General features: G+C 36.3%; 26 protein-coding genes. 25 read left to right on the forward strand and 1 reads right to left on the reverse strand.

Annotated elements, in window-relative coordinates; genetic code table 11:
• Positions 1-24 precede the first annotated feature (24 nt).
• From yfmF to glnA, 23 genes are all read left to right on the forward strand, one after another.
• A complete protein-coding gene (gene yfmF / locus G532_RS0101770) occupies positions 25-1,314 on the forward strand; it encodes an EF-P 5-aminopentanol modification-associated protein YfmF (RefSeq protein WP_027963247.1) in 1,290 nt (429 codons plus the stop codon).
• Positions 1,301-2,596 (forward strand): EF-P 5-aminopentanol modification-associated protein YfmH, encoded by a 1,296-nt coding sequence (gene yfmH / locus G532_RS0101775; RefSeq protein ID WP_035512351.1) that lies wholly within the window; start codon positions 1,301-1,303, stop codon positions 2,594-2,596. Before yfmF ends, yfmH begins: the two co-directional genes overlap by 14 nt.
• Before the next feature lie 4 nt (positions 2,597-2,600).
• Positions 2,601-3,317, forward strand: a complete 717-nt coding sequence (gene ymfI / locus G532_RS0101780; protein ID WP_027963249.1) for an elongation factor P 5-aminopentanone reductase — start codon at positions 2,601-2,603, stop codon at positions 3,315-3,317.
• Positions 3,318-3,382: 65 nt separating this feature from the next.
• A complete protein-coding gene (locus G532_RS0101785) occupies positions 3,383-3,640 on the forward strand; it encodes a DUF3243 domain-containing protein (RefSeq protein WP_027963250.1) in 258 nt (85 codons plus the stop codon).
• A gap of 216 nt (positions 3,641-3,856) precedes the next feature.
• A complete protein-coding gene (locus G532_RS0101790; RefSeq protein ID WP_027963251.1) occupies positions 3,857-4,651 on the forward strand; it encodes a DUF3388 domain-containing protein in 795 nt (264 codons plus the stop codon).
• An 18-nt stretch (positions 4,652-4,669) separates the two neighbouring features.
• Positions 4,670-5,593: a helix-turn-helix domain-containing protein gene (locus G532_RS0101795; protein WP_027963252.1), complete on the forward strand. Its 924-nt coding sequence runs from the start codon at positions 4,670-4,672 to the stop codon at positions 5,591-5,593.
• Positions 5,594-5,655: 62 nt separating this feature from the next.
• A complete protein-coding gene (pgsA, locus tag G532_RS0101800; RefSeq protein WP_027963253.1) occupies positions 5,656-6,234 on the forward strand; it encodes a CDP-diacylglycerol--glycerol-3-phosphate 3-phosphatidyltransferase in 579 nt (192 codons plus the stop codon).
• Positions 6,234-7,481, forward strand: coding sequence for a competence/damage-inducible protein A (locus G532_RS0101805; protein WP_035512352.1), 1,248 nt, complete (start codon positions 6,234-6,236; stop codon positions 7,479-7,481). The genes pgsA and G532_RS0101805 overlap by 1 nt, the downstream gene beginning before the upstream one ends.
• A gap of 90 nt (positions 7,482-7,571) precedes the next feature.
• Complete coding sequence (gene recA / locus G532_RS0101810) at positions 7,572-8,603, forward strand: recombinase RecA (protein ID WP_027963255.1); 1,032 nt, start codon at positions 7,572-7,574, stop codon at positions 8,601-8,603.
• 239 nt (positions 8,604-8,842) lie between these two features.
• Complete coding sequence (gene rny, locus G532_RS0101815; RefSeq protein WP_027963256.1) at positions 8,843-10,408, forward strand: ribonuclease Y; 1,566 nt, start codon at positions 8,843-8,845, stop codon at positions 10,406-10,408.
• Positions 10,409-10,495: 87 nt separating this feature from the next.
• Positions 10,496-11,293, forward strand: coding sequence for a TIGR00282 family metallophosphoesterase (locus G532_RS0101820; RefSeq protein WP_027963257.1), 798 nt, complete (start codon positions 10,496-10,498; stop codon positions 11,291-11,293).
• Positions 11,294-11,404: 111 nt separating this feature from the next.
• The gene (locus tag G532_RS0101825; protein WP_027963258.1) at positions 11,405-11,665 is read left to right on the forward strand and encodes a stage V sporulation protein S; all 261 of its coding nucleotides are present in this window, start codon (positions 11,405-11,407) and stop codon (positions 11,663-11,665) included.
• A gap of 229 nt (positions 11,666-11,894) precedes the next feature.
• Positions 11,895-13,463, forward strand: a complete 1,569-nt coding sequence (miaB, locus tag G532_RS0101830) for a tRNA (N6-isopentenyl adenosine(37)-C2)-methylthiotransferase MiaB (RefSeq protein WP_027963259.1) — start codon at positions 11,895-11,897, stop codon at positions 13,461-13,463.
• Between the two features lies 1 nt (position 13,464).
• Positions 13,465-13,875: a YlbF/YmcA family competence regulator gene (locus G532_RS0101835; protein WP_027963260.1), complete on the forward strand. Its 411-nt coding sequence runs from the start codon at positions 13,465-13,467 to the stop codon at positions 13,873-13,875.
• Positions 13,876-14,066: 191 nt separating this feature from the next.
• On the forward strand, positions 14,067-14,597 hold the full coding sequence (gene cotE, locus G532_RS0101840) for an outer spore coat protein CotE (protein WP_027963261.1): 531 nt from the start codon (positions 14,067-14,069) through the stop codon (positions 14,595-14,597).
• Between the two features lie 165 nt (positions 14,598-14,762).
• The gene (gene mutS, locus G532_RS0101845; RefSeq protein ID WP_027963262.1) at positions 14,763-17,312 is read left to right on the forward strand and encodes a DNA mismatch repair protein MutS; all 2,550 of its coding nucleotides are present in this window, start codon (positions 14,763-14,765) and stop codon (positions 17,310-17,312) included.
• Positions 17,313-17,330: 18 nt separating this feature from the next.
• Complete coding sequence (mutL, locus tag G532_RS0101850; RefSeq protein ID WP_027963263.1) at positions 17,331-19,157, forward strand: DNA mismatch repair endonuclease MutL; 1,827 nt, start codon at positions 17,331-17,333, stop codon at positions 19,155-19,157.
• A 13-nt stretch (positions 19,158-19,170) separates the two neighbouring features.
• A complete protein-coding gene (gene miaA, locus G532_RS0101855; RefSeq protein WP_027963264.1) occupies positions 19,171-20,115 on the forward strand; it encodes a tRNA (adenosine(37)-N6)-dimethylallyltransferase MiaA in 945 nt (314 codons plus the stop codon).
• Between the two features lie 32 nt (positions 20,116-20,147).
• Positions 20,148-20,366: an RNA chaperone Hfq gene (hfq, locus tag G532_RS0101860; protein ID WP_027963265.1), complete on the forward strand. Its 219-nt coding sequence runs from the start codon at positions 20,148-20,150 to the stop codon at positions 20,364-20,366.
• A 92-nt stretch (positions 20,367-20,458) separates the two neighbouring features.
• The gene (gene hflX / locus G532_RS0101865) at positions 20,459-21,691 is read left to right on the forward strand and encodes a GTPase HflX (RefSeq protein WP_035512355.1); all 1,233 of its coding nucleotides are present in this window, start codon (positions 20,459-20,461) and stop codon (positions 21,689-21,691) included.
• Positions 21,692-21,702: 11 nt separating this feature from the next.
• Positions 21,703-22,938 (forward strand): methionine gamma-lyase family protein, encoded by a 1,236-nt coding sequence (locus G532_RS0101870; protein WP_027963267.1) that lies wholly within the window; start codon positions 21,703-21,705, stop codon positions 22,936-22,938.
• A gap of 171 nt (positions 22,939-23,109) precedes the next feature.
• A complete protein-coding gene (locus G532_RS0101875; protein WP_035512414.1) occupies positions 23,110-23,502 on the forward strand; it encodes a MerR family transcriptional regulator in 393 nt (130 codons plus the stop codon).
• Positions 23,503-23,532: 30 nt separating this feature from the next.
• Positions 23,533-24,867, forward strand: coding sequence for a type I glutamate--ammonia ligase (gene glnA / locus G532_RS0101880; protein ID WP_027963269.1), 1,335 nt, complete (start codon positions 23,533-23,535; stop codon positions 24,865-24,867).
• Positions 24,868-24,963: 96 nt separating this feature from the next.
• Here glnA and G532_RS14565 read toward each other — a convergent pair whose 3' ends face one another.
• Entirely contained in the window at positions 24,964-25,569 is a 606-nt protein-coding gene (locus tag G532_RS14565) for a cupin domain-containing protein (RefSeq protein WP_051189009.1), read from the reverse strand.
• Between the two features lie 151 nt (positions 25,570-25,720).
• On the opposite strand from G532_RS14565, the gene G532_RS14570 reads away from it, so the two are divergent.
• Entirely contained in the window at positions 25,721-25,969 is a 249-nt protein-coding gene (locus G532_RS14570; RefSeq protein ID WP_051189010.1) for a hypothetical protein, read from the forward strand.
• Entirely contained in the window at positions 25,950-26,270 is a 321-nt protein-coding gene (locus G532_RS14575) for a YolD-like family protein (RefSeq protein ID WP_051189011.1), read from the forward strand. The genes G532_RS14570 and G532_RS14575 overlap by 20 nt, the downstream gene beginning before the upstream one ends.
• Positions 26,271-26,274: the final 4 nt, after the last annotated feature.

Below are 26,274 nucleotides of genomic sequence, written 5' to 3' on the forward strand. Positions count from 1 at the left end.
TTTTTATAATAGAGGAGGCTTTTTATGGAAGCGATTCATGACCGTTATACAGATTTAGAAACATACCATTTGCATACCATTGAGACAAAAAAGTTTAAAACAGCAACTATTGCACTTAAGTTCACTCGACCTTTAGCTCGTGAACAGGTTACAGAACGAGCTTTATTACCTTTCATATTACAAAAGGGAACAGAAAAATACCCTTCTGAAAGGGAGTTGCGTCTTCAATTAGATGAGCTCTATGGGGCGAAATTTACTATTAATAGTACCAAAAAAGGTGAAAATCACATCATAACTTTTTTATTAGACATTGCGAATGATAAGTTTATTAAAGATGAAGACCAATTAATGCAAAAAGGGTTAGATTTTTTACATGAAGTAGCGAATAACCCAAAATTAATAGATGGAGTATTTGATCAAGATATTGTTTCAAAAGAAAAAGAAACACTTGAAAATAAAATCAAGTCTATTCGTGATGAAAAGATGCAATATGCCAATATGAGATTGATTGATGAAATGTGTAAAGAGGAACCATTTGGAATTCATGCACATGGCTACTTAGATGACTTAGAGAAAGTAACACCAAAAACTCTGTTTGAATCCTATCAAAAGATGCTTCATGAAGATCGTCTTGATGTATTCGTCGTGGGCGATATCGATGCAACACATGTAGAAAATAATGTAAAGCAATTATTCACTTTTGACCGCGAACCAAAAGTTGACATTGTACGGAGTGAAAAATCAGTTCAAGTCACTCCTAACCATGTAACGGAGGCACAAAAGATCCAACAAGGAAAACTTCATTTAGGCTATCGTACGAATGTGACGTATCAAGACGAAGAGTACCCAGCTTTGCAAGTGTTTAATGGAATCTTTGGAGGATTTCCTCATTCCAAACTCTTTATGAACGTGCGTGAAAAACATTCTCTTGCCTATTATGCTGCATCACGATTTGAAAGTAATAAAGGCCTATTGTTTGTATTTAGTGGAATCGCACCAGAAAAGTATGAACAAGCAAAATCCATTATTATAGAACAACAAGAAGAAATGAAAAAAGGAAAAATTACAAAAGATGAATTAGTTCAAACACAAAAAGCAATTATTCATCAGTTAAAAGAAACAATCGACCAACCTCGAGGAATGGTGGAGTGGTATTTTCAACAAGTGATTGGGAATAAAAGTTGGACGAGTCAAGAAATGATGGAAGCCATAAATAAAGTAACCCTTGAAGATGTAATTAAAGTTGCAAATAAAGTACAACTTGATACGGTCTATTTCCTAACGGCTGAAGAAGGGGGTAATGATAGTGAATAAATTAGAGATACCTCGTATTGATGAATCATTGTATCAGTTTCAATTAGAAAATGGTTTAAACGTCTATCTATATCCGAAACCAGAGATGGAAAAAACTTTTGCTATGTTCGTAACAAAGTATGGCTCCATCGACCAGAAATTCATTCCCTTAGACGAACAAGAATGGACTTCTGTTCCAGACGGAATTGCTCATTTCTTAGAACACAAGATGTTTGAAAAAGAAGATGGGGATGTCTTTCAACAATTTTCTGAGCGCGGAGCTTCTGCTAATGCATTTACATCTTTTACACAAACAGCCTATCTATTTTCTAGTACTTCTGAAGAAAAAGGAAATGTAGAAACTTTATTAAACTTTGTACAAGATCCATATTTCACAGAAGAAACGGTGGAACGTGAAAAAGGCATTATCGAGCAAGAGATTCGTATGTATGATGACGAAGCTGATTGGCGCTTATTCTTTGGATTAATAGGTGCATTATATAAAGAGCATCCAGTTCGAATCGACATTGCCGGTACAGTAGACTCTATCCATTCGATTACGCATCATGACCTTTACAAATGCTACGAAACGTTTTACCACCCATCAAACATGCAATTGTTTGTAATCGGTAATTTTGATTTAGAAGAAATGAAGCAGCTAGTGGAATCTAACCAGAATAGTAAAAGTTTTATCGAACCTGGGGAGATTAAGCGTGACTTTGGTAAAGAAGACAATGAAGTCTTTAAGAAAGAAGAAGTAATTGAAATGCCAGTCACCACTGCGAAATGTATGGTTGGAGTAAAAGAAAAAATAGATCAACTAAATCCTGAGCAGCTACTAAAGAATGAACTTGTTAGGGATCTTGTACTTGATCTATATTTCTCTAAGAGTGGAACGTACTATGAAAAACTATATCAAGAAGGTCTGATGATTGATTCGTTAAGGTTAGAATTAATTATGGAAGATTCTTTTGGATTCACTGCTATTGGTGCTAGTACTACAAAACCTGAACAGTTTGCTAAAGAAGTTAAACAAATGCTTCTATCTTTAAAAAACGAAACGATAAATGAAAAAGCATTTCAACGTGCAAAGAAGAAGAAATACGGAGAGCTCATTCGAGAGTTTAATGACCTCGAGGAGACGGCTAGTAATTTCGTATCTTATTTTCAGCAGGGTGTAGACTATCGAGATGCATTTTCCGTATTAGAAAACGTAACGATTGAAGATATAAATGAAGCACTCAATGAATGGATATCAGAAGAACGAATTTCAACTTGTATGGTAGTACCTGAGAAGGAATAATCATATGGAAAATGTATTAGTTGTAGGGGCAAGTGGAGAATTGGGTAGTTCAGTGATTAAAAAATTAAAGGGGAAGGGTAGACAGTTTATTCTGCACTACCATTCCAACAAGTCAGCTGTAGATGATTTAGCAAAACACTTAGAACAAAGTGAGTTATTACTGACTGTAAATGCAGATTTAGCCCTAGAGTCTTCTGTTAAAGAAATGATTGAACGCATTCCATTTTCGATCGATACCATTATATTTGCTCAAGGTATAGCAGGCAGTACTTTGTTAACGGAAACGAATTTAGATGATATGGATCAAATGTATCATATACACTTAAAATCCGTAATGATGATTAGTAAAGCATTTTTACCTGAAATGGTTACTAAAAAGTCAGGAAATATTGTTGTTGTGTCCTCCATTTGGGGTGAAATAGGTGCAAGTAATGAAGTTGTCTATTCCTCTATGAAAGGTGCGCAAAATGCCTTTGTGAAATCTTTGGCTAAAGAAGTAGGCCCTAGTCAAGTGAGGGTAAATGCTATTGCTCCAGGTTTCGTGGATACACAAATGAATGCTCACATTTCACAAGAGGAAGTGGAACAATTTATCGAGCAAATACCTTTATCTAGAGTAGCTCTAGTTGACGAAGTAGCATCTGCAATAGATTTCCTCATTTCTGAACAATCTAGTTATATAAATGGGCATATTCTTCGAGTAAACGGTGGAATGTATTAATTTGATGTATAATTATCTTGCTTCTGATTCATTCTAATAAAGAATGATATCAAGGAGGATGAGATATGTCTGTTTTAGATAACTTTGAACAATGGAAAGATTTTTTAGGTGATCGTTTACATCAAGCTCAGCAACAAGGAGTGAAACAAGACACGATTGAAAATCTTGCTTATCAAGTTGGAGAACACTTGGCTTCTCAAGTGGATGCGAAAAACAACGAAGAGGCAATGCTTAGAGATTTGTGGAATGTGGCTTCTGAAGAGGAAAGAAAGACAATTGCAGCTATGATGGTTCGTTTAGTGGAAAACGAAGGAACACATTAATGGAAAGCGACCAGAGAGAAGTAGTAGTATTTCTCTGGTCGTTTTTATTATGGCTTTAAAGATCAACTATCAAGATACTAACTTCTTCATCCATAGGTATTTTTCATAAATTCTGAAATAAATTTTTAAATTATAGGTATATCCTTTTCTTTACCTAAAAAATACATTATTATATAAATAGTAGTTCAGAAATAAATAAGTAGAAAGGCTGATTATATGGATCAAAGGAAAGACTGGTATTTAGAGTACGAAATCAAGTACAATCGGCCTGGCTTACTTGGTGACATATCTTCGCTTTTAGGAATGCTCTCCATTAATATTATTATGATTAATGGAGTAGAAGATGATCGACGTGGAATGTTATTACTGAGTAAAGATGATCGACAAATAGATCGATTAATCAGTATTTTGAATACAATGGAAACGATACGTGTTACGAAAATTCGCAGACCAAAATTGAGAGATCGCTTAGCAGTGATGCATGGAAGGTATATCAAAAGTGATTCAGATGATAAGAAAACCTTTCGTTTTATTCGTGATGAATTAGGTTTACTTGTTGATTTTATGGCTGAGCTGTTTAAAAAAGAAGGCCATGTATTAATTGGAATTCGTGGAATGCCTCGTGTTGGTAAGACAGAGTCCATTGTTGCGGCTAGTGTTTGTGCCAATAAACGGTGGTTATTTCTCTCTAGCACGCTGTTAAAACAAACAGTAAGAAATCAATTAATTAAAGATGAATATAGTAAAGGTAATTTATTTATTATTGATGGTGTGGTTTCAGTTAAGCGAGATAATCATCAGCATTGGCAAGTAATTCGTGAAGTGATGAATATTCCTGCGGTGAAAGTTGTTGAGCACCCAGATGTATTTGTACAAAACTCAGAGTACTCTTTAGATGATTTTGATTATATTATCGAACTTAGAAATAGTGTAGATGAAGAAATTAAATATGAGAAAATTCAAAGACCGCAGTTTGAAGAACAAGATGGATTTTCTATGTTCGATTTCTAGTTTGGAAGGTGTTAATAAATGCAACTAGGAGAAAGATTATATGAAGCACGGGTAGAAAAAAAATTAACCATTGATGAAATAGCTAAAGAAACAAAAATTCAACCGAGATACTTGCAAGCTTTAGAAGCTAATGATTGGACTCAGATGCCTGGAAACTTTTATGTTAGGGCGTTCGTTCGAGAATACGCTGAAGCTGTCGACTTAAATGGTGAAGAACTTCTTGAGGATCATAAAGAAGAACTTCCTTCCGTTCAAAGCCAAGGGTATCAATATGTTTCTCCTTCAAGAAAAAACAAAAAATCAAGTAAATCTTCAAGCCAAGTGTTTGCGTTTATGCCTAAATTATTTGTGTTTTTATTAATTGTAGGTATTGTTTTTGCTATTTGGTATTCTTATGTCAATTTCATTCATCCGACTATAACAGATGATGAATTAGACGAAGAATCTACTGAAGTGATCACTGCACCTGAACAAGAAGAAGAAGAATCTGATGAATCTGAGAATGGATCAGAAGAGGAGTCAGAGGGTGATGAGGAGTCTAATCAAGAAGAATCTGATGCAGACGAGTCTGAAGAAGAGTCAGAGGAAGAATCTGATGCTATTGAAATCGAAACAGTTGAAGTTAATGACTCAACAAATGTTCCAAACACAACGTATCAAGTGAATAATGCGGAAGAAGCAGTGCTTACGTTAATTACTGAAGACGAAACTTATTTACAAGTCGTTGGTGGGGAAGATAATTCTTACTTTGAAGGTATGTTCGGTAGTGGAGATTCTCCGCAAGAATATACAATTGAAGAAGATGAAGTAAATTTAAATATCGGTCGGGCTAGTAGTTTACAAATTGAAGTAAACGGAGAAGCGATCGAATATGAAATCGAACCTGATGGACAATCAGGGAGTAATGTTCACCAACGTGTAATTATTCAGTGGAATAGATAAGATTATGTGAAATCCTTTGCAATTTTCTTCCTGCAAAGGATTTATTACTTAGGAGGATGGCAATGAATGTTCCAAATAAAATAACAATATCTAGAATATTTTTAATACCTATTTTTATTGCATTACTAGTAATACCATTAGGATGGGGAGCTATAGACATTGGTGCGTATGAATTACCAATATCACATTTAATTGCAGGAATCCTATTTATCATTGCCTCCTTAACGGATTGGCTAGATGGATATTATGCAAGAAAATATAACTTAGTAACTAACTTAGGGAAATTTCTCGACCCTCTTGCTGACAAATTATTAGTTTCAGCTGCTTTAATTTGTTTAGTGGAACTACAATTAGCACCTGCGTGGATTGTTATTATTATAATTAGTAGGGAGTTTGCGGTAACTGGATTACGACTCGTTGCAGCTGGTGACGGAATTGTGTTAGCAGCAAGTCAAATGGGCAAGTTGAAGACAACGTTACAAATCGGTTCTGCCTCATTTTTGCTTTTACACCACTTTCCACTTTCTTATATAGGGCTTCCAATTGGAACGATTTTACTTTACTTAGCTGCCATTGTCACGGTTATTTCTGGAGTCGACTACTTTAAGAAAAATTGGCATGTAATGAGGGATTCAAAATAATGCAATTAAAAAGTGAAATTATATCTGTAGGCACAGAACTATTATTGGGACAGATCATAGACACGAATGCGCCGTGGATTGCTGAAAAATTAAATCAGCATGGTATTGATATATATCACAAGCAAACAGTAGGAGATAATTTTTTTCGGTTAAAGGAAGCTTTTGAATTGGCACAAAGCAGGTCAGATCTAGTTATTGTAACCGGGGGTCTAGGTCCTACTGAAGATGATTTAACGCGTGAAGTAGCGGCAGAGTTATTTAATACCGAAATCCAAACAGATGCATTCATCTTTAATAAAATAAAACAGTATTATATGGATCGAGATAAATATATGACAATAAATAACGAGAAACAAGCTTACAGTTTTACAGGCGGAGATGTTTATGAAAACGAGGTAGGTATGGCTCCGGGTCTGCATTATTATCATGAAGATACTCATTGGTTTTTCTTACCTGGCGTACCCAAAGAGATGGAATGGTTAATGGAACATAAAATTTTCCCTTACTTAATGAAAAATCAACTAGTTGGTGAACCTGTTTTTCATCGCACATTACAATTTTATGGTATTGGGGAAGCAACACTTGAAACGGAGCTATTACCAATCATTCAAAAACAAACAAATCCTACTATTGCCCCGTTGGCAGGTTACGGTTTTGTAAATGTACGTTTATCAGCAAAAGCATTGAATCAAGAAAATGCTGACGCATTAATCGAACCTGTTGAAAAGGAAATATTAAACCTTGTTGGTGAATATTTCATGGGATATGTTCATGAAGAACCATTAAGGGATTTATTAGATGTGTTACGTAGTGAAAAGTTAACGATCGGTTGTTGTGAAAGTTTGACTGGTGGATTATTTGGTTCAGAAATGGTCTCTTTGTCTGGTGCTTCACAAATTTTCTCTGGAAGCATTGTTGCGTATTCAAACGAAGTAAAGAAAACTTTAGTGCATGTGAGCGAAACTACGTTAGAGCAACATGGTGCTGTAAGTCATTTGTGTGCATCAGAAATGGCGAATAATACGAAGAAAATTTTAAATGTTGATTGTGCTCTTAGTTTCACGGGTGTAGCTGGACCTGATAAACAAGATGGAATAGATGTAGGCACCGTTATAATTGGTTTAGCATTTAAAGATGAGGAAACCAAAACATTTGAAGTGAACTTAAAAGGTGATCGTAATCAAATTCGTCAGCTGGCTGTCAATAAAGGTGTGCAACTGCTTTATCAACGTGTGATAGAAAAATAATAAAATAAACAGAACAAATATTCGCTTTTTTGTTGGCAAACTTAAAATTTAATAGTATGATATGTATAGTAGACTGAAAGGGGAATGAATATGAGTGAACGTAAACAAGCATTAGATATGGCTTTAAAACAAATAGAGAAACAATTCGGTAAAGGTTCTGTAATGAAGTTAGGTGAAAGAGAAGGACAGGTTATCGCTACAACTTCCAGTGGCTCACTTGGAGTAGATGTAGCTTTAGGTGTCGGTGGTTATCCGAGAGGGCGTATTGTTGAGATCTACGGACCGGAATCATCTGGTAAAACGACTGTTGCACTGCATGCAATTGCTGAAGCGCAATCAGCTGGTGGACAGGCAGCTTTTATCGATGCGGAGCACGCTTTAGATCCAGGGTATGCTAAAAATCTCGGCGTGAATATAGATGAATTGTTATTATCTCAACCCGATACAGGGGAGCAAGCACTTGAAATCGCAGAGGCATTAGTACGAAGCGGTGCGATTGATATTATTGTAATAGACTCTGTTGCTGCATTAGTACCTAAAGCAGAAATTGAAGGTGAAATGGGAGATGCTCACGTTGGTTTGCAGGCACGTTTAATGTCTCAAGCATTACGTAAGCTTTCGGGAGCTATAAATAAGTCGAAGACTACTGCGGTATTTATTAACCAAATCCGTGAAAAAGTTGGGGTAATGTTTGGTAGTCCTGAAACGACACCAGGCGGACGTGCTTTGAAATTCTATTCCTCCGTTCGGTTAGAAGTTCGTCGTGCTGAAACTTTGAAACAAGGTAATGAAATGGTAGGTAACAAAACACGTGTTAAAGTAGTGAAGAATAAAGTTGCACCGCCATTTAGACAAGCTGAAGTTGATATCATGTATGGTGAAGGTATATCTAAAGAAGGAGAAATTCTAGATATTGGTTCTGATTTAGATATCGTTCAAAAAAGTGGTGCATGGTTTTCCTATAATGGTGAGAAACTAGGCCAAGGTAGAGAAAACGCAAAACAATTTTTGAAAGATAATCGAGATATTTTTGAACAAATCTATGGTCAGGTTCGCGATCACTTTAATATTGATGCAGAACCAGAAGAAGAGGAAGAAGATCAAGAGAGACTTGAATTATAATAATTTAAGTAAGTTTAAAACCATTCTCCGTTAGTAATAGGAAGAATGGTTTTTACTGTTTATTTGTAATAACATAGTAAATAGTTTGACAATTCCTTGACATGCACAGTAGACAAGCTTAAAATTAAAATGTATAATTTTCATTTTTAAACACAACAAAATGAAGTATTTGATTGTACATTACCGACTTATGATGAATTTTGAAACGTAAAAAATGAATAGCAAGAGGAGGTGAGAGTATGGATAACATTGCGATATTAATCATCTCCATTTTGCTTGCTTTAGTTGTCGGTACTGTTGTTGGTTACCTAATTCGAAAATCTATTGCGGAAGCTAAGATTTCGAGTGCAGAAGAGTTTGCAAGAAAGATTGAAGAAGAAGGTAAGAGAAATGCCGAAGCTGCTAAAAAAGAAGCTCTATTAGAAGCTCAGGATGAAACACATCGTTTGCGACAGGAACAAGAACAAGAATTGCGCGAGCGAAGAACAGAGGTCCAAAAGCAGGAAAGTCGTTTATTACAAAAGGAAGAGACACTTGATCGTAAAAGTGAGACCTTAGATAAACGAGAGCTTACTTTAGAGAACAAAGAGGAGTCTTTAAACGAAAAACAACAACAACTTCATAAAGCTGAAAGCAAAGTGGAAGAATTAATGAACACGCAACAAACGGAATTGGAGCGTATTTCTGGCTACACAGAAGATCAGGCTAGACAAGTGATTCTTGATCGTGTAGAAAACGAAATGCTTCAAGAGACCGCGATGATTATTAAACGTGAAGAAACCCGTGCGAAAGAAGAAGCTGATAAGAAAGCAAAAGATATTTTATCTTTAGCTATCCAGCGTCTTGCTGCAGATCATGTATCTGAAACAACAGTTTCTGTGGTGAACTTGCCAAATGATGAGATGAAAGGTCGAATCATTGGTAGAGAGGGTAGAAATATCCGTACACTTGAAACGTTAACAGGAATTGATTTGATTATTGATGATACACCAGAAGCTGTCATTCTTTCAGGATTTGATCCTATTCGACGAGAAATTGCTCGAATTGCATTGGAGAACTTAGTTCAAGACGGACGAATTCACCCTGCTCGAATTGAGGAGATGGTTGAAAAGTCTAGAAGAGAAGTGGATGATTACATTCGTGAGGTTGGTGAAGAAGCTACATTTGATGTAGGTGCTCACGGAATCCATCCTGATTTGATTAAGATTATTGGACGATTACGTTATCGTACAAGTTATGGTCAGAATGTATTGAAACACTCTCTAGAGGTTGCTTATCTTTCAGGGCTATTAGCTGCCGAGTTAGGTGAGGATGAACAACTTGCAAGACGTGCAGGACTACTACACGACATTGGTAAAGCTGTCGATCATGAAGTAGAAGGTAGTCACGTGGAGATTGGTAAAGAATTAGGTCAAAAATACAAAGAAAACAGCGTCGTAGTGAATGCAATTGCATCACACCACGGGGATGAAGAAGCAACAAGTGTTATTTCTGTATTAGTTGCAGCAGCAGATGCTTTATCTGCAGCTCGACCAGGTGCAAGAAGTGAATCACTAGAAAATTATATCAAGAGATTAGAAAAACTTGAAGAAATTGCGGACTCATATGAAGGTGTAGAAAAATCATTTGCAATCCAAGCAGGTCGAGAAGTACGTATTATGGTTCGACCAGATGATATTGATGATTCAAAAGCAATACAGTTAGCCCGAGATATTCGAACGAAGATTGAAGATGGTTTAGAATATCCTGGACATATAAAAGTAACTGTTATACGTGAAACACGCGTTGTTGAATATGCAAAATAAAGAAAAGACGGCTATGAAGCCGTCTTTTCTTTTGACTTACATATGTATCAAATTGATAATAGAATGGAATGGAAGGGATCGATAACAATGAATATATTATTTATAGGCGATATTGTAGGAAAGCCAGGTAGAGATGCACTAGAACAAAACATAGGTAAATTAAAAAAACAGTATCAGGCAGACCTTACTATAGTAAATGGTGAAAATGCAGCACATGGGAAAGGACTAACAAAGAAAATATATCATCAAATCCTTGATTGGGGTGCAGATATTGTCACACTTGGAAATCACACGTGGGATAAAAAAGAGATATTTGATTTCATAGATGAGGCCACTCAATTAGTTCGTCCAGCAAATTATCCTGCTGGAACTCCAGGAACAGGTTTGCAATTTGTTAAAGTGAAAAATAAGCAAGTTGCGGTTATTAACTTAATGGGAAGAACGTTTATGAATCCAATAGACGATCCTTTTCAAGTAATTGATGATTTAATTGATGAAGCAAAGAAAAAAACAAATCATATATTTGTAGATTTTCATGCAGAGGCTACAAGTGAAAAGCAAGCGATGGGTTGGTATTTGAACGGTAGAGTATCAGCAGTGGTTGGCACACATACACATATTCAAACATCAGATGAACGTATTTTACCTGATGGAACTGCATATATTACTGATGTAGGCATGACAGGTCCTTATAATAGTATTTTAGGTGTAGAAAAAGAAGCTGTTATTCGAAGATTCAAAACATCACTTCCAGTAAAATTTGATGTACCTGAAACAGAAAATACAGTTTTAAGTGGTGTGTATGTTTCAATTGACGACCAAAGTGGTATAGCAAAAAAAGTAAAGCGAATATTAATTAATGAAGACCACTTGTCTTTTGATTAGTCGAATTATTTGAATTTTTTAAACAAGTCGTCCATAATTAATGAATAGGTCCTAATGTTGCTGAATAGATTAGTTATGTATTCATTATAGTATCTGAAGGAGGAACTAGTAATGGAAATATTAAAAGTATCATCTAAATCTAACCCTAACTCTGTAGCAGGAGCTCTAGCAAACGTACTAAGAGAAAGAGGTACAGCAGAAATTCAAGCAATTGGAGCAGGAGCGCTAAACCAAGCGGTGAAAGCAGTGGCTATAGCACGCGGATTTGTTGCTCCAAGTGGCGTTGATTTAATCTGTATCCCAGCATTCACGGACATTATGATCGATGAGGAAGAAAGAACAGCAATAAAATTAATTGTAGAACCTAGATAAGTGTACTATCAACTGGCATTGGGAATCCCAATGTCAGTTTTTATAGGATTAAATGATAGGTATAGTTCATAAAAACACCTCATTTATGTCATTCTGTTGACATCTTTGAGGTTTCTTTATGTAAATCCCAGCCGTTGGTTGTTAATTTAGAGTTTAGGTTTTATAATTGTAACATGTATAATTATGTTTTAATTAGGGTTTCAAGATAGTTGAAAGGAGTTCCTTCTATATGAATGAAGAACAACGTAAGCAACAAGGTCAGATAAAACAAGTTGATTCTACTCAAAAGAATGAACATGAAAATTTAAATCGTTTAAAGGAAAAATCTTCAGATGATTTTATTAAATATTTTGAAACGACATATGAAGAGCCAAATTTACGTAAAGCCCAAAAGCGTGGAAAACAAGATGTGGTATACCATGATGACTTTAAGATTGATGAACAATTTCAAGGTCTGGGCACAGGTAAAAAATACTTAATACGAACTTATGGGTGTCAAATGAATGAACACGATACTGAAGTGATGTCTGGAATCTTTGAAGCGATGGGTTATGAAGCTACAACGGATACAAAAGAAGCAGATGTAATTTTACTTAATACGTGTGCAATCCGAGAAAATGCCGAGAACAAAGTATTTGGTGAAATCGGTCATTTAAAGCCATTGAAAGTTGAAAATCCAGATCTAATTATTGGTGTCTGTGGCTGTATGTCTCAAGAAGAAGCAGTTGTAAACCGTATATTAGAAAAGCACCACCAAGTGGATTTGATTTTTGGTACTCACAATATACACAGGCTTCCTCAGTTAGTTCACAATGCACATTTAAGTAAAGAACGTGTAATTGAAGTATGGTCTAAAGAAGGAGATGTTATTGAAAACCTTCCGAAGCGTAGAGCGGGTAATATTAAGGCCTGGGTCAATATTATGTACGGTTGCGATAAGTTTTGTACGTATTGCATCGTTCCTTACACCCGTGGAAAAGAACGTAGTCGTAGACCAGAAGATATAATTCAAGAGGTCCGACATTTAGCTGCACAAGGTTATAAAGAAGTAACGTTGTTAGGTCAAAATGTGAATGCCTATGGGAAAGACCTTGATATAGAGTACGGACTTGGAGATTTAATGGATGAGATACGTAAGATAGATATACCACGTGTCCGTTTCACTACTTCTCACCCGAGAGACTTTGATGATCGATTAATTGAAGTACTTGCAAAAGGCGGAAACTTAATGCCTTATATCCATTTACCGGTACAATCAGGTAATTCTCAAGTGCTTAAATTAATGGGGCGAAAATACACGCGCGAACATTTCATAGAGCTAGTTGGAAAAATAAAAGAAGCAATTCCACATGCTTCATTTTCAACAGATATCATAGTAGGTTTTCCTAATGAAACCGCAGAACAATTTGAAGATACACTTTCTCTTTATGATGAAATTGGATTTGAAGGGGCATACACGTTTATCTTTTCTCCTAGAGATGGGACGCCTGCTGCAAAGTTTGATGATAAAATTTCTATGGAAGAGAAGAAAGAAAGACTTCAACGCTTAAATACAAAGGTTAACGGCTATGCTGCTGAAGCAATGAAACGCTATGAAGGCGAGATTGTCAATGTATTAGTTGAAGGAGAAAGTAAAAATAACCCAGATGTACTAGCAGGGTATACAGAATACAGTAAATTAGTAAACTTCAGAGCACCTAAGTCCACGGTCGGGAAAATCATACCAGTTAGAGTTACAAAGGCAAAAACCTGGTCGTTAGATGGCGAAATGGTAGAAGAAGTAGCAGAGGTGAAATAGGATGGCAGAATATTCAAGACAAGAAGTTATAGCTGATGCAAAGACATTAGCAGATAAATTATCAAAGATTGATGAAATTGAACGTTTTAAACAGTTAGAAGTTAAAATTAATCAAAATACAAAAGTGCAAAGTCATATTAAAAAGATTAAAGCACTACAAAAGCAAGCAGTGAATTTACAACATTACGGTAAAACCGAAGCACAAAAACGTGTAGAAGAAGAATTAGATCGTTTCCAAAATGAATTGGATGAGATTCCAGTGGTTCAAGAGTTTAAAGAGTCTCAAGTTGTTGTAAACGACATTCTTCAAAGAGTTACTCAAACAATCGCAGAAGAAGTTACGAATGAAATGATCCGTAGTACTGGCGGCGATTATTTAAAAGGTGAAACAGGAAAAGAATTATTAGATTAAATTCTCATTAACTCCATTTGTACAATTGTACAGATGGAGTTTTTTTATCTTTACACTGTACTTCATTCTCACATCTTTTAGGCACTTTCATATGTTAATAGCAAGAAACGATTATTTCGTCATAATGCTAGGAACGGTATATGCCTATCAAACATATGATACAGTGGCGGAACTAAAGAGGAGGATTTAATATGAGTGATCGAGATTACCGGGAGATAATTACCAAAGCAGTTTGTGGTAAGGGTAAGAAATTTACAGAGACAGCTCACACTGTTGTACCAAATCATAAGCCAACGAGCATTTTAGGTTGTTGGATCATTAACCATCAGTATCAAGCTAGAAAAAAAGGTGAAGTAGTAGAAGTATCTGGAGCATATGATATTAACATTTGGTATTCGTATAGCAACAATACAAAAACAGAAGTAATAACGGAAAGAAAGCAATATGTCGACGAGGTAAAAGTTTCCATGCGAGATGAACGTTGTATTTCTAGCCAATTCGATGTTGTTGCTCGTGCGACGCAGCAGCCTAATACATTAGAGTGTCAAATTGATGAAAAAACGCATCATATTAAAGTAGAGCTTGAAAGAGAATTTGTGGTGGACTTAATCGGAGAAACAAAAGTGTGGGCGAAAATTGAACCGAATGGCTTTGACGAAGATGATGTAGATTTAAGTGAATTAGAATCAGAATTGTCTCAGATCAAACTAGATCGGGAATAACATTATTTAGAAAAGGTAGGTGATTCCTTCACCTACCTTTTTAGTTTTATTGTAATATATAAAACTTACAGGAAACTTGATCCTTAACAGAAATCTTGTGATGTTCTTGTTGGTAAATATCTATGCTATAATGGCGAAAGAGTAGTGTTAATGGAGGCTTAAAAGATGTCAAACTATACGCCAATGATCAAACAATATATAAACATTAAAAATGAAAATCAGGATGCCTTTTTATTTTTTCGTCTCGGTGACTTTTATGAACTGTTTTTTGATGACGCTCTTAAAGCAGCTAAGGAATTAGAGATTACTTTAACCCAGCGTGATGCGGGCAAAGAGAAAATACCCATGTGTGGGGTGCCTCACCATTCTGCGGAAGTTTATATTAGAAATTTAATCACTAAAGGATACAAAGTGGCTATTTGTGAACAGGTTGAGGACCCAAAAGATGCGAAGGGAGTAGTGAAACGTGAGGTAGTACAAGTGATCTCTCCTGGTACTGTCATGGAAGGCAACATGCTGGAGGAAAAAGAGAATAATTATTTAGCGTCGATTTATTCAAAGAATGATATACATATTGTATCTTATACTGATTTATCAACTGGAGAGTCTTCTGTTAGTCGGATTATTGGAGATTTTAAACAAGTGTTAAGTGAAATTGTAAATCGTCCGGTGAAAGAGATTGTCGTTACTTCAGACTTTCCTGAATCCAACCGCGAGCTTTTAGAACTTCATATGCGAGTAACTGTATCTTACTGTGAAGAAACAGAGATTCCAGATGAAGTTGCCTATTTAGTTGCTTCTTTAGATGAGGAAGACTTAATAAAAGGATTTGGCCTTTTATTTCAATACATTAGTCAGACGCAAAAGAGATATATTGCTCATTTACAACCTGTCCAGTACGTTGAAATTGAAAACTACATGAAATTGGATTTCTATTCCAAGCGCAATTTAGAAATCATGGAATCAATTAGAGACCAGTCTAAACAAGGGACGTTACTTCATGTTTTGGACCAAACGGTTACAGCTATGGGTGGTAGAAAACTTAAGAAATGGTTGGATCGGCCTCTATTAAACAAGAAACATATCGAAGTGAGACACCAACAAGTGAGCACGTTCATTTCTAGTTTTATGGAAAGGGAATCACTTCGAACGTCTTTACAAAATGTATATGACCTCGAGAGATTGGCTGGAAGAATTTCATATGGGAATGTAAATGCTAGAGATTTATTACAATTGAAACGTTCCTTGGGGGCATTACCTGAAATACAAAGTTTACTTAAACAAATAAATACAGAGGAAGTATCTAAGTTAATAGAAGAAGTTAACGATTATAAGCCAATTTTCACCTTATTAGAGAAAAGCATACATGAAGATGCAGCAGTTTCCATTACGGAAGGTGACATTATCAAAGATGGCTATAATGAGCAGCTGGATGCTTATAGAGAAGCTTCTCGTAATGGGAAAGCATGGATTGCAAACTTAGAGAGGGAAGAAAGAGAGCATACAGGAATTCGCTCGTTAAAAGTCGGGTTCAATAAAGTCTTCGGTTATTATATTGAGATTACCAAAGCGAATATTCCGCATGTGGATCAGGAACGATATGAGCGTAAACAGACACTTTCAAATGCAGAGAGATATATTACACCAGAACTAAAAGAAAAAGAAAGCCTAATATTAGAAGCGAAAGAAAAAAGTGTCGCTTTAGAATATGATTTATTTGTTGAAATTAGAAGCCAATTAAAAGAAGCTATTCCGAAGCTTCAACGATTAGCATCTCAAGTCAGTGAATTAGATGTTTTACTTGGTTTCGCCCAAGTTAGTGAACAAAATAATTACATTCATCCAACATATACAAAAGATCACGTCTTAAACTTAGAACAAGCAAGACACCCCGTTGTAGAACAGGTCATGCAAGAGGAGTTTGTCCCTAATACGATTAAAATGGATGAGGGTACACAAATTCAGTTAATTACAGGACCTAATATGGCAGGTAAAAGTACGTATATGCGTCAATTAGGTTTGATTGCTGTAATGGCCCAAGTAGGTTGCTTTATCCCAGCAGATGTCGCGACTTTACCGATATTTGATCAAATTTTTACAAGAATCGGTGCAGCAGATGATTTAGTTTCTGGTCAGAGTACATTTATGGTGGAAATGCTTGAAGCAGAAAATGCTGTAACCCATGCAACGGAAAATAGCCTAGTTCTGTTTGATGAAATTGGCAGAGGGACAAGCACCTATGATGGGATGGCGTTAGCTCAATCAATTGTGGAATATTTACATGATGAAGTAAAAGCGAAGACGTTATTTGCAACGCATTACCATGAACTGACTTCATTAGAAGATACGCTTGAGACACTACAAAATGTTCATGTAGAAGTAGATGAAAAAGATGGAGAAGTTGTTTTCTTACATCATATTAAACCAGGAAAAGCGAATAAAAGTTATGGTATCCATGTTGCTAAATTAGCAAATTTACCGGATGAGATCATTCATCGAGCCAATTATCTACTAGAAACTTTTGAAAGCTCTACAGAATATAAAGATGAGTTAGCTAAGGAGCAACAATTAACACTGTTCGAGGAAAGTGAATCATTACCTTCTAATCGTGAACAAGAGTTGATTAACTATGTTAAAGATCTAAACATTATGAATATGACACCAATGGATGCGATGAACGCGTTATTTGAGTTGCAGAAAAAAGTAGAGAAATAAGAAAGCGAGGTGACCGTAATGGGGAAGATCTATGAGTTACCAGATGCACTTGCCGATAAAATTGCAGCTGGTGAAGTGGTAGAGCGACCGGCATCTGTTGTTAAAGAACTTTTAGAAAACGCAATTGATGCAAATAGTCATTCTATTAAAGTTGAAATAGAAGAGGCTGGTTTGCGTTCGATTAAAGTAATTGATGATGGAGAGGGCATCGATTCTGAAGATGTTATGAAAGCTTTCAACAGGCATGCAACAAGTAAAATCAAAGATGAAGCTCAGTTATTTCGAATTCAAACATTGGGTTTTAGAGGAGAAGCATTAGCTAGTATCGCCTCTGTCAGCCAACTAACATTACGCACCTCAACGGGATTGGAAGCAGGTACTGAAGTTCATATTCATGGAGGAAATGTAAAAGAAAAAAATGTTACAACAAAACGAAAAGGAACGGAAATTATTGTTGAACATTTATTTTATAACACGCCTGCAAGATTAAAGTATTTAAAAACGGTTCATACAGAACTGGGTCATATCACTGACGTCATTAACCGAATGGCACTCGCGCACCCAGAAGTTCGCTTTGAATGTACGCACAATGGAAAAAAACTATTTTTGTCACCTGGAAATGACCAATTGCTACAAGTTATTCAACAAGTATATGGAGCGAAAATTGTGCAAGATATGCTGAAAATTGAAAATAGCTCATTAGATTATCGAATAACAGGTTTTATTGCAAAGCCTGAAAATGCCCGGTCTAACCGGAATTATATCTCTCTATTAGTGAACGGGAGATATATTAAAAACCCTGTCATTAATAAAGCGATCATGGAAGGGTTTCATACCTTCCTACCAATTGGCCGCTATCCAATTGCCGTCATTCATATGGAAATGGATCCTTATTTAGTAGATGTAAATGTGCATCCTGCAAAAACCGAAGTGCGTTTTTCAAAAGAGAAAGAACTCTATCAAATTGTGAAAGATACAGTATACAAAGCACTTCACCAGGAAACACTGATCCCAGAAGGTCGAAAGAAACACAAAGATACGAGTGAACAAACTACTTTCGACTTTTCTTCGACCAATCATGTACAAGAAACACAGGCGCCACTAAGTGGAAACTTTGATACTCCTAAAAGAGTGTTTACTGAACAGCCAGCTACTACACCTTCCTCTGATTCTATAAATGAATCTAGTAACAAGGAAGACTCTTCTTTCACGAATGAGGGGGAATTACTCGGTAAGAACACAAAGGAAGATACACCCACAGAAAGAATGCCTGTTGTTTACCCTATAGGTCAGTTGCGTGGAACTTATATTTTAGCGCAAAACGAAGAAGGGTTTTATATGATCGACCAACATGCTGCTCAAGAACGTATTAAGTATGAATTTTATAAAGATAAACTCGGGAATCCAGAACATGAGCTTCAAGAATTACTCGTTCCATTAACGTTTGATTTTTCACAAAATGAATCAATCATGATTGAAACTAAAAAAGCGGAATTAGAAGCTGTTGGTTTGATCTTAGAAGGCTTCGGAGATCGAAGTTATATTGTACGTGCACACCCTAGTTGGTTTCCAACAGGGGAAGAAGAACAAATTATAAGAGATATGGTAGAGGACCTAGTGACAGACCGTGCCATTAATATTGAAAAGCTACGAGAAGAAGCTGCCATTCTATTATCATGCAAGCGATCGATTAAAGCGAATCATTATTTAAATCATGCTGAAATGGAATATCTCCTTCAGGAACTAAGAGCGTGTGTTGATCCATTTACATGTCCACACGGTAGACCAATTGTTGTTCACTTTAGTGATTATGAGATTCAACGTATGTTTAAACGAATTATGTAAGAAGGGGTAAAATATGAAACAAAAAGTGATTAGTGTCGTAGGACCTACTGCTGTTGGTAAATCTAAGCTTGGGGTGGAGTTAGCGAAACAGTTTGGTGGAGAAATTATTAATGGTGATTCTATGCAAATATATCAAGAGTTTGATATAGGAACTGCGAAGGTTTCAAAGGAAGAACAAGATGGGATTATCCATCATTTATTAGATTTCAAATCACCACAAGAAGGTTATTCAGCTGCTGAATTTCAAACAGATGTGAGTAGAGAGATCACCTTCGTTTCTAAGAATAATAAGTTACCGATCATTGTAGGAGGTACGGGATTTTATATCCATGCGGCATTATATGGCTTTAATTTTTCAGAGGCTAAAAGAGACGAACGTTATGTAAATGAAATGTTAAAGTCTATCGATGAAATTGGCGTAGAACCTTATTTTGAAAGGTTGAAAAAAATAGATCCAGTTCAAGCTAATAAAATGGATCCTCAAAATATAAGACGTGTGATAAGAGCTTTAGAAGTGTACGATACTACCGGAAAGACGATGAGTGATTATCAACAAGAGCAGATTGCAGAAGCGCCATATAATAGTTTTATTATAGGACTAGACATGGACCGGGAGCTATTGTATGAACGAATCAATAGTCGAGTGGATGAAATGCTAGAGGCTGGTCTAGAACAAGAAGTAAAACATTTATACTATGTTTATGGGGAAGATATCCAAGCAATGCAAGGAATTGGTTACAAAGAGTTTATTCCTTACCTGAAAGGGGAAAACTCTCTTGAAGAAGTAGCTGCTTCTATAAAGCAAAACACTAGACGTTTTGCTAAAAGACAGCTTACCTATTATCGCAACAAATTACCCCATGTAAATTGGTATACTGTACATCCTTCGACATATGAAGAAAGTTTCACAACAATTTTTCAAGATGTGGCAGGATTTTTACAAACGGGTAAAGAATAACTTAAGTATTAGATAGATAGAGGAGGAATTGTATGGCGAATGCTAATGTTCAAGACCAGTACTTAAATCAATTGAGAAAAGAAAAGGTTCAATTAACGGTGTTTCTTACGAACGGTTTTCAATTAAGAGGTGTAATCAAGTCCTTTGACAATTTCACAATCTTAATGGAAACAGATGGAAAACAACAATTGATTTTTAAACACGCCATTTCTACATTTGCACCATCGAAGAATCTTGATCTGGATTTATAAAATTATTTTATCCCTTTAAGTCTATCATCTCGTATAGGTGATAGGCTTATTCATTTTAATTACTCGTAATAGAAAAGCAAAGGAGTTTGTTTATGCAAGAACAAGTTGTATTAGTAGGTTGCCATACCTCCAAACAATCAGAAGAAACATTCGAATCTTCCATGGAAGAATTAAAACGATTAGCAGAAACAGTCGATTCAAATATAGTTGCAGTGTTTACGCAAAAGAGAGAACGGATCCAACCTTCTCATTATCTAGGGAAAGGAAAGACGGAAGAAATTGCTACTTTTATAGAAGAAAATGAAGTAGATGTCGTCATTGTGGACCAAGAGTTATCTCCAACGCAATCTCGTAACCTTTCGAACGAATGGGAAGCGAGAGTTATTGATCGAACGCAATTAATCTTAGATATATTTGCGATGCGTGCGCAAACAAAAGAAGGTAAGTTACAGGTAGAGTTAGCTCAGCTTCAATACCTCCTTCCAAGGTTGCACGGCCAAGGTACTTCTTTATCTCGTTTAGGTGGTGGAATTGGAACCCGTGGACCTGGTGAAACAAAGTTAGAGTCCGACCAGCGTCATATAAGAAGAAGAATAACTGAAATAAAGCGCTCGATTGAACAAGTGGTCAACCAACGGAAACAATATAGAGAACGAAGAAAAAAGAACGCAGCCTTTCAAATTGCATTAGTGGGATATACGAACGCTGGAAAGTCGACCATTTTCAATCAGTTAGGTAAAACAGATATGCTAGCAGAGGATAAATTGTTTGCAACACTCGATCCGAAAACAAATAAAATAAAGCTCCCGAGTGGATTTCAACCGATCCTTTCAGATACTGTAGGATTTATTCAACATCTCCCTACGACGCTTATTGCAGCTTTCCGCTCAACATTAGAAGAAGTGCTAGAAGCGGATTTGATTTTACATGTGGTAGATAGTTCTAATCCGCAAATTGTGGATCAAGAACAGACGGTTAAAGATATATTGACGGAACTTGGTGCAAGTCATATCCCTGTATTAACGGTATACAATAAATCTGATCAAACATCAGAAGATTTCATTCCTTATTCTACCCCCCATATTTTAATGAGTGCACATAGGAATGAAGACATGATTCGTTTAAAATCAAAAATAGAAGAAACTTTGTTACACTACTTTGATGCATATGAAGTAAAACTTAATAGTGATCAAGGGAAAAAGCTTGATACGTTAAAAAGAGAAACGATTGTAGCGGAAGAGTCTTTTATAAAAGAAGACGAGACATACCATTTACTTGGATATGTACACACACACTCACCTCTTTATCAAGAATTGGTTAAATAAAGGAGCTCATCATGAAAGAAGAAACACTTACTTTAATGAATGATATAGAAAATAAAATTATAGATCATCTGCAAGACGTTCGTAATATTGTAACGTGGAATCAAGAAAAAGTTTTAGCTGCTTTTCGGTATTTACGCGTAGGGGATGTACATTTTAATCCGACCACAGGGTATGGGTATGATGATCTTGGCAGAGAAAAATTAGAAGAACTTTATGCTGCTATTTTTCATACGGAAGACGCATTAGTTCGCCAGCAAATGGTGTCTGGAACACATGCAATTTCTACAGCATTGTTTGCGATACTAAGACCAGGAGACACGATATTGTCGCTTACTGGCAATCCTTACGACACGCTTGAAGGTGTGATTGGAGCGTCGAAACCAGTTGATGGCTCTTTAACCGATTATGGGATTTTGTATCAAGTAGCGGGTCTTCTACCAAATGGGTCAATCAATTATTCGTTAATAGAAGAACAACTAAAAAATAAGCCTAAAGCTGTAATGATTCAGCGCTCCAGAGGATATGCAGATAGGCCTTCTTTTCATATTGAAGAAATAAAGACTTTGATTCAATTTGTGAAAGAGCGTTCACCTGAAACGATTATTTTTGTTGATAATTGTTACGGGGAATTTGTGGAAACACAAGAACCAACTGATGTTGGAGCTGACTTGATCGCTGGTTCTCTTATTAAAAATCCTGGTGCGGGGATTGTGAAAACGGGCGGATATATAGCCGGAAAGAAATATTTAATTGAAAAATGTGCCAACCGACTTACTGCACCCGGACTTGGTAAAGAAACAGGTGCCAGTTTAAACAGCTTACAAGAAATGTTTCAAGGGATTTTTCTAGCGCCACATACAGTTGGAGAAGCACTCAAAGGAGCGTACTTCACAGCGCAACTCTTAAGTGATCATGGCTATAAAACCACTCCTAGTGTGAAAGAAACAAGAACAGATCTCATTCAATCTATCACCTTTGACGATAAAGAGGCCATGGTTGCATTTGCACAAATGATTCAGCAAAATTCGCCTATTAATGCTTACGTATCTCCTCAACCAAGTTATATGCCTGGTTATGAGCATGACGTAATTATGGCTGCGGGTACGTTTATTCAAGGAGCTAGTTTAGAATTAACTGCAGATGGACCGATTCGGCCGCCGTATACACTTTTCGTGCAAGGTGGTTTAACTTATGAACATGTGAAGATCGCAATTGTTCAAGGAATACAAGCTTTACAACAAAAATAATTTATCAACAGCATAGCTTTTTTGGTTATGCTGTTTTATTTTGGGGTATTAAATAGAATAGATAATAAATTCATGTAAACTTTCTTAACATCAGTTGACAACTTAAGTTACATGTAATAAACTGAATATTAAGTTGGAGGTGTTGATGTGGATTTACAAGATAGAAAATCAATGCCCTTGTTTCCTATGAGTATCGTGAGTGAATTGACAGATTTATCAGGTCGTCAAATCAGATACTATGAAGAAAAAGGCTTGGTGACTCCGGTTCGATCAAAAGGTAATAGACGATTATTCTCGTTTTATGATGTTGATCGTTTGTTAGAGATAAAGCAATTAATTGATCAGGGAGTTAACATGGCTGGAATTCAACATGTTTTAAAAATGAAAGAAGAACAGGTTCGTGAACAGGAGCAAGAACCTACACCTCCTACTGAACCGGAAGTAATGAAGAAAGATTTATCAGAGAAACAACTGCATCAATTACTTCGAAAAGAACTAATGGAATCAGGTTACCAAAATCATTCATCGATTGTTAAAGGGGAACTATCAAGGTTCTACCATTAATAATAAAACAATTTCTGGGAGGAAAATATTTTGCCAAAGATTACGAAAGAAGACATTTACAAACGTATTGAAGAAGAAAACGTGAGGTTCATTCGATTACAGTTTACCGATCTTCTAGGAACAATCAAAAACGTTGAAATCCCATTAAGTCAGCTGGATAAAGCGTTAGACAACCAAATGATGTTCGATGGTTCATCCATTGAAGGGTTTGTGCGGATTGAGGAGTCAGATATGCAACTATCTCCTGACTTAGATTCATTTGTAGTATTCCCTTGGACATCTGAAAAAGGAAAAGTTGCTCGTTTTATCTGTGATATTTACAACCCAGATGGTACACCATTTGAAGGGTGCCCTCGTTATAATTTAAAACGTAATTTAAAACATATGGAAGACTTAGGTTTTACGGCATTTAACATTGGTACAGAACCAGAATTCTTCTTATTCAAGTTAGATGAAAAAGGCGAACCATCCATGGAATTAAATGATAAAGGTGGCTATTTTGACTTAGCACCAACGGACTTAGGGGAAAACTGCCGTCGTGACATCGTTTTAGAGCTTGAAGAAATGGGCTTTGAAATTGAAGCATCTCACCACGAAGTAGCACCTGGTCAACACGAAATTGACTTTAAATATTCTGATGCAGTGAAACACTGTGATGATATTCAAACGTTCAAATTAGTTGTTAAGACTATTGCGCGTAAACACGGTTTGCATGCAACATTCATGCCAAAACCATTATTCGGTGTGAACGGTTCAGGAATGCACGCAAACATGTCTCTATTTAAAGGGAAAGAAAATGCTTTCTTCGATAAAAAAGGAGAAGAGCAGTTAAGTGAAATCGCTCACCAATTCACAGCCGGGATCATTAAACACGCAGTTAACTTCACAGCGGTAACAAACCCTACAGTTAACTCTTATAAGCGTTTAGTTCCAGGGTATGAAGCGCCATGTTACGTAGCTTGGTCTGGTCAAAACCGTAGTCCATTAGTGCGTGTTCCATCTTCTCGTGGACTAAGTACTCGTATTGAAGTACGTAGTGTGGACCCTGCAGCAAATCCTTATATGGCAATGGCTGTTATGCTAGCTGCTGGACTTGACGGCGTGGAAAACAAATTAACAGCTCCAGAACCAGTAGATCGTAACATCTATGTAATGGATAAAGAAGAACGTGAAGCGAATGGTGTTCAAGATTTACCAGCAACGCTTAACGATGCTCTTCAAAAACTAAAAGAAGATAGCACGATTTCTGCTGCTCTAGGTGAACACTTATTAGAACACTTCCTAGAAGCAAAAGAAATTGAATGGGATATGTTCCGTACGCAAGTTCACCCTTGGGAACGTGAACAGTATATGAATAGTTATTAAACCTTTAGACCTCTTGAGCTATAACGGCTCAAGAGGTTTTTTTGAATAATATAAATGATTAGACCTGACACTTTCTTAGTAGTGTCAGGCTTTTGTTTAGTAGTGACTATTGGGAGAGTACGAATAATGACTAGGGTGATGCTGATTGTTATATCCCATATAATGATCCTTCTTACAGTCGCTGTATGGTCCTATATAAGTGCTTGGTTTTATTGGTGCAGTGACATTTACCCACTCTTCTTCATTCATACAATACGTATGAGCCATGACATTTGCAGGGGTTAGTGCTAATATGTCAGATCCTAAAACGACTTCTGGATTTGCTGCATCGAATACGGCTAATAAATGAGTATGATCTTCTAATGCTACTATATAGTGCCACCATCCTTGTGGAATATTTACTATTTGCCCTGGTGTGATACAAAAATGCAAATACTCTTTGGTGAATGGATTTAATAGGGATACTTCTGCTTGCCCGGATATACAATAGACGATCTCTGAAGCGTTTTGGTGATAATGCGGCTCTACAACATTCCCTCTACTTAAAAAAATATCAAGCAGGGAGGAGTGCTGTAAGCTGTTTAACTGCGCTTGCCCTGCTACATTAATTAAATTTTGTCTATCCTTAACGAACAAATGACTGTTATTCATATTAAAGAAATATTGAACAGATGGAGAAGTGTAATCGATTTGATTTGTCATTACTGTAACCTGCCTCCTTTTCGCTAATATTAAACTATGATTGGAGAAGAAGATGGGTGAATGCCTAAAAAAGGAAAAAAGAAACACTTGTTCTGTTCAGGTGAAATATAGTATAATACGAACAAACGTTCTTAATTGATGAGGTGACCATATGAGCAATTACTTACTGAGAAGATCATATGAAGAAAAAATGAAACTAGACATTGTCTATCTGGATCAACAGCAAGAGATGACACAGCGTGTGGTTAGGGTTGTCAGATTGGAAGAAGATTATTTTCTCGCTTTTTGTTTTACTCGTAAAAAGGTGCGCAAATTTCATAAAAACAATTTACTTGCTGTCTATCCGTATCAACGTCAAAGGAAAGGGGAGAGGTTCTTCGATGCACCAGGATCGAGGTAGTATCAAATGGACGTCACTCATGCTTCCTGAGCATGTGGAGGAACTACAGGAAATTTGGAAAGAAGATTACTATGAGCCAAAGCAAATAACTGGTGATCTGAATGAGGTGCTCGAACAAATTAATCAGGCTTACCAAATAGAACAGGATGTAAATTTGTGCTTTTATAATGGATTTCGTTATGAACATTTACATGGGAAGGTGATCTCTATTGATGCTACTAATCAACACTTTCAATTTAAATATCATCAACGAAGCTATAAACAGATTTCTTTTACCGCGGTGAAACGTATTGATTTTTAAGGAG

Source organism: Halalkalibacillus halophilus DSM 18494 (assembly GCF_000423105.1).
In the GTDB taxonomy this organism is placed as follows: Bacteria; Bacillota; Bacilli; order Bacillales; family Alkalibacillaceae; genus Halalkalibacillus; species Halalkalibacillus halophilus.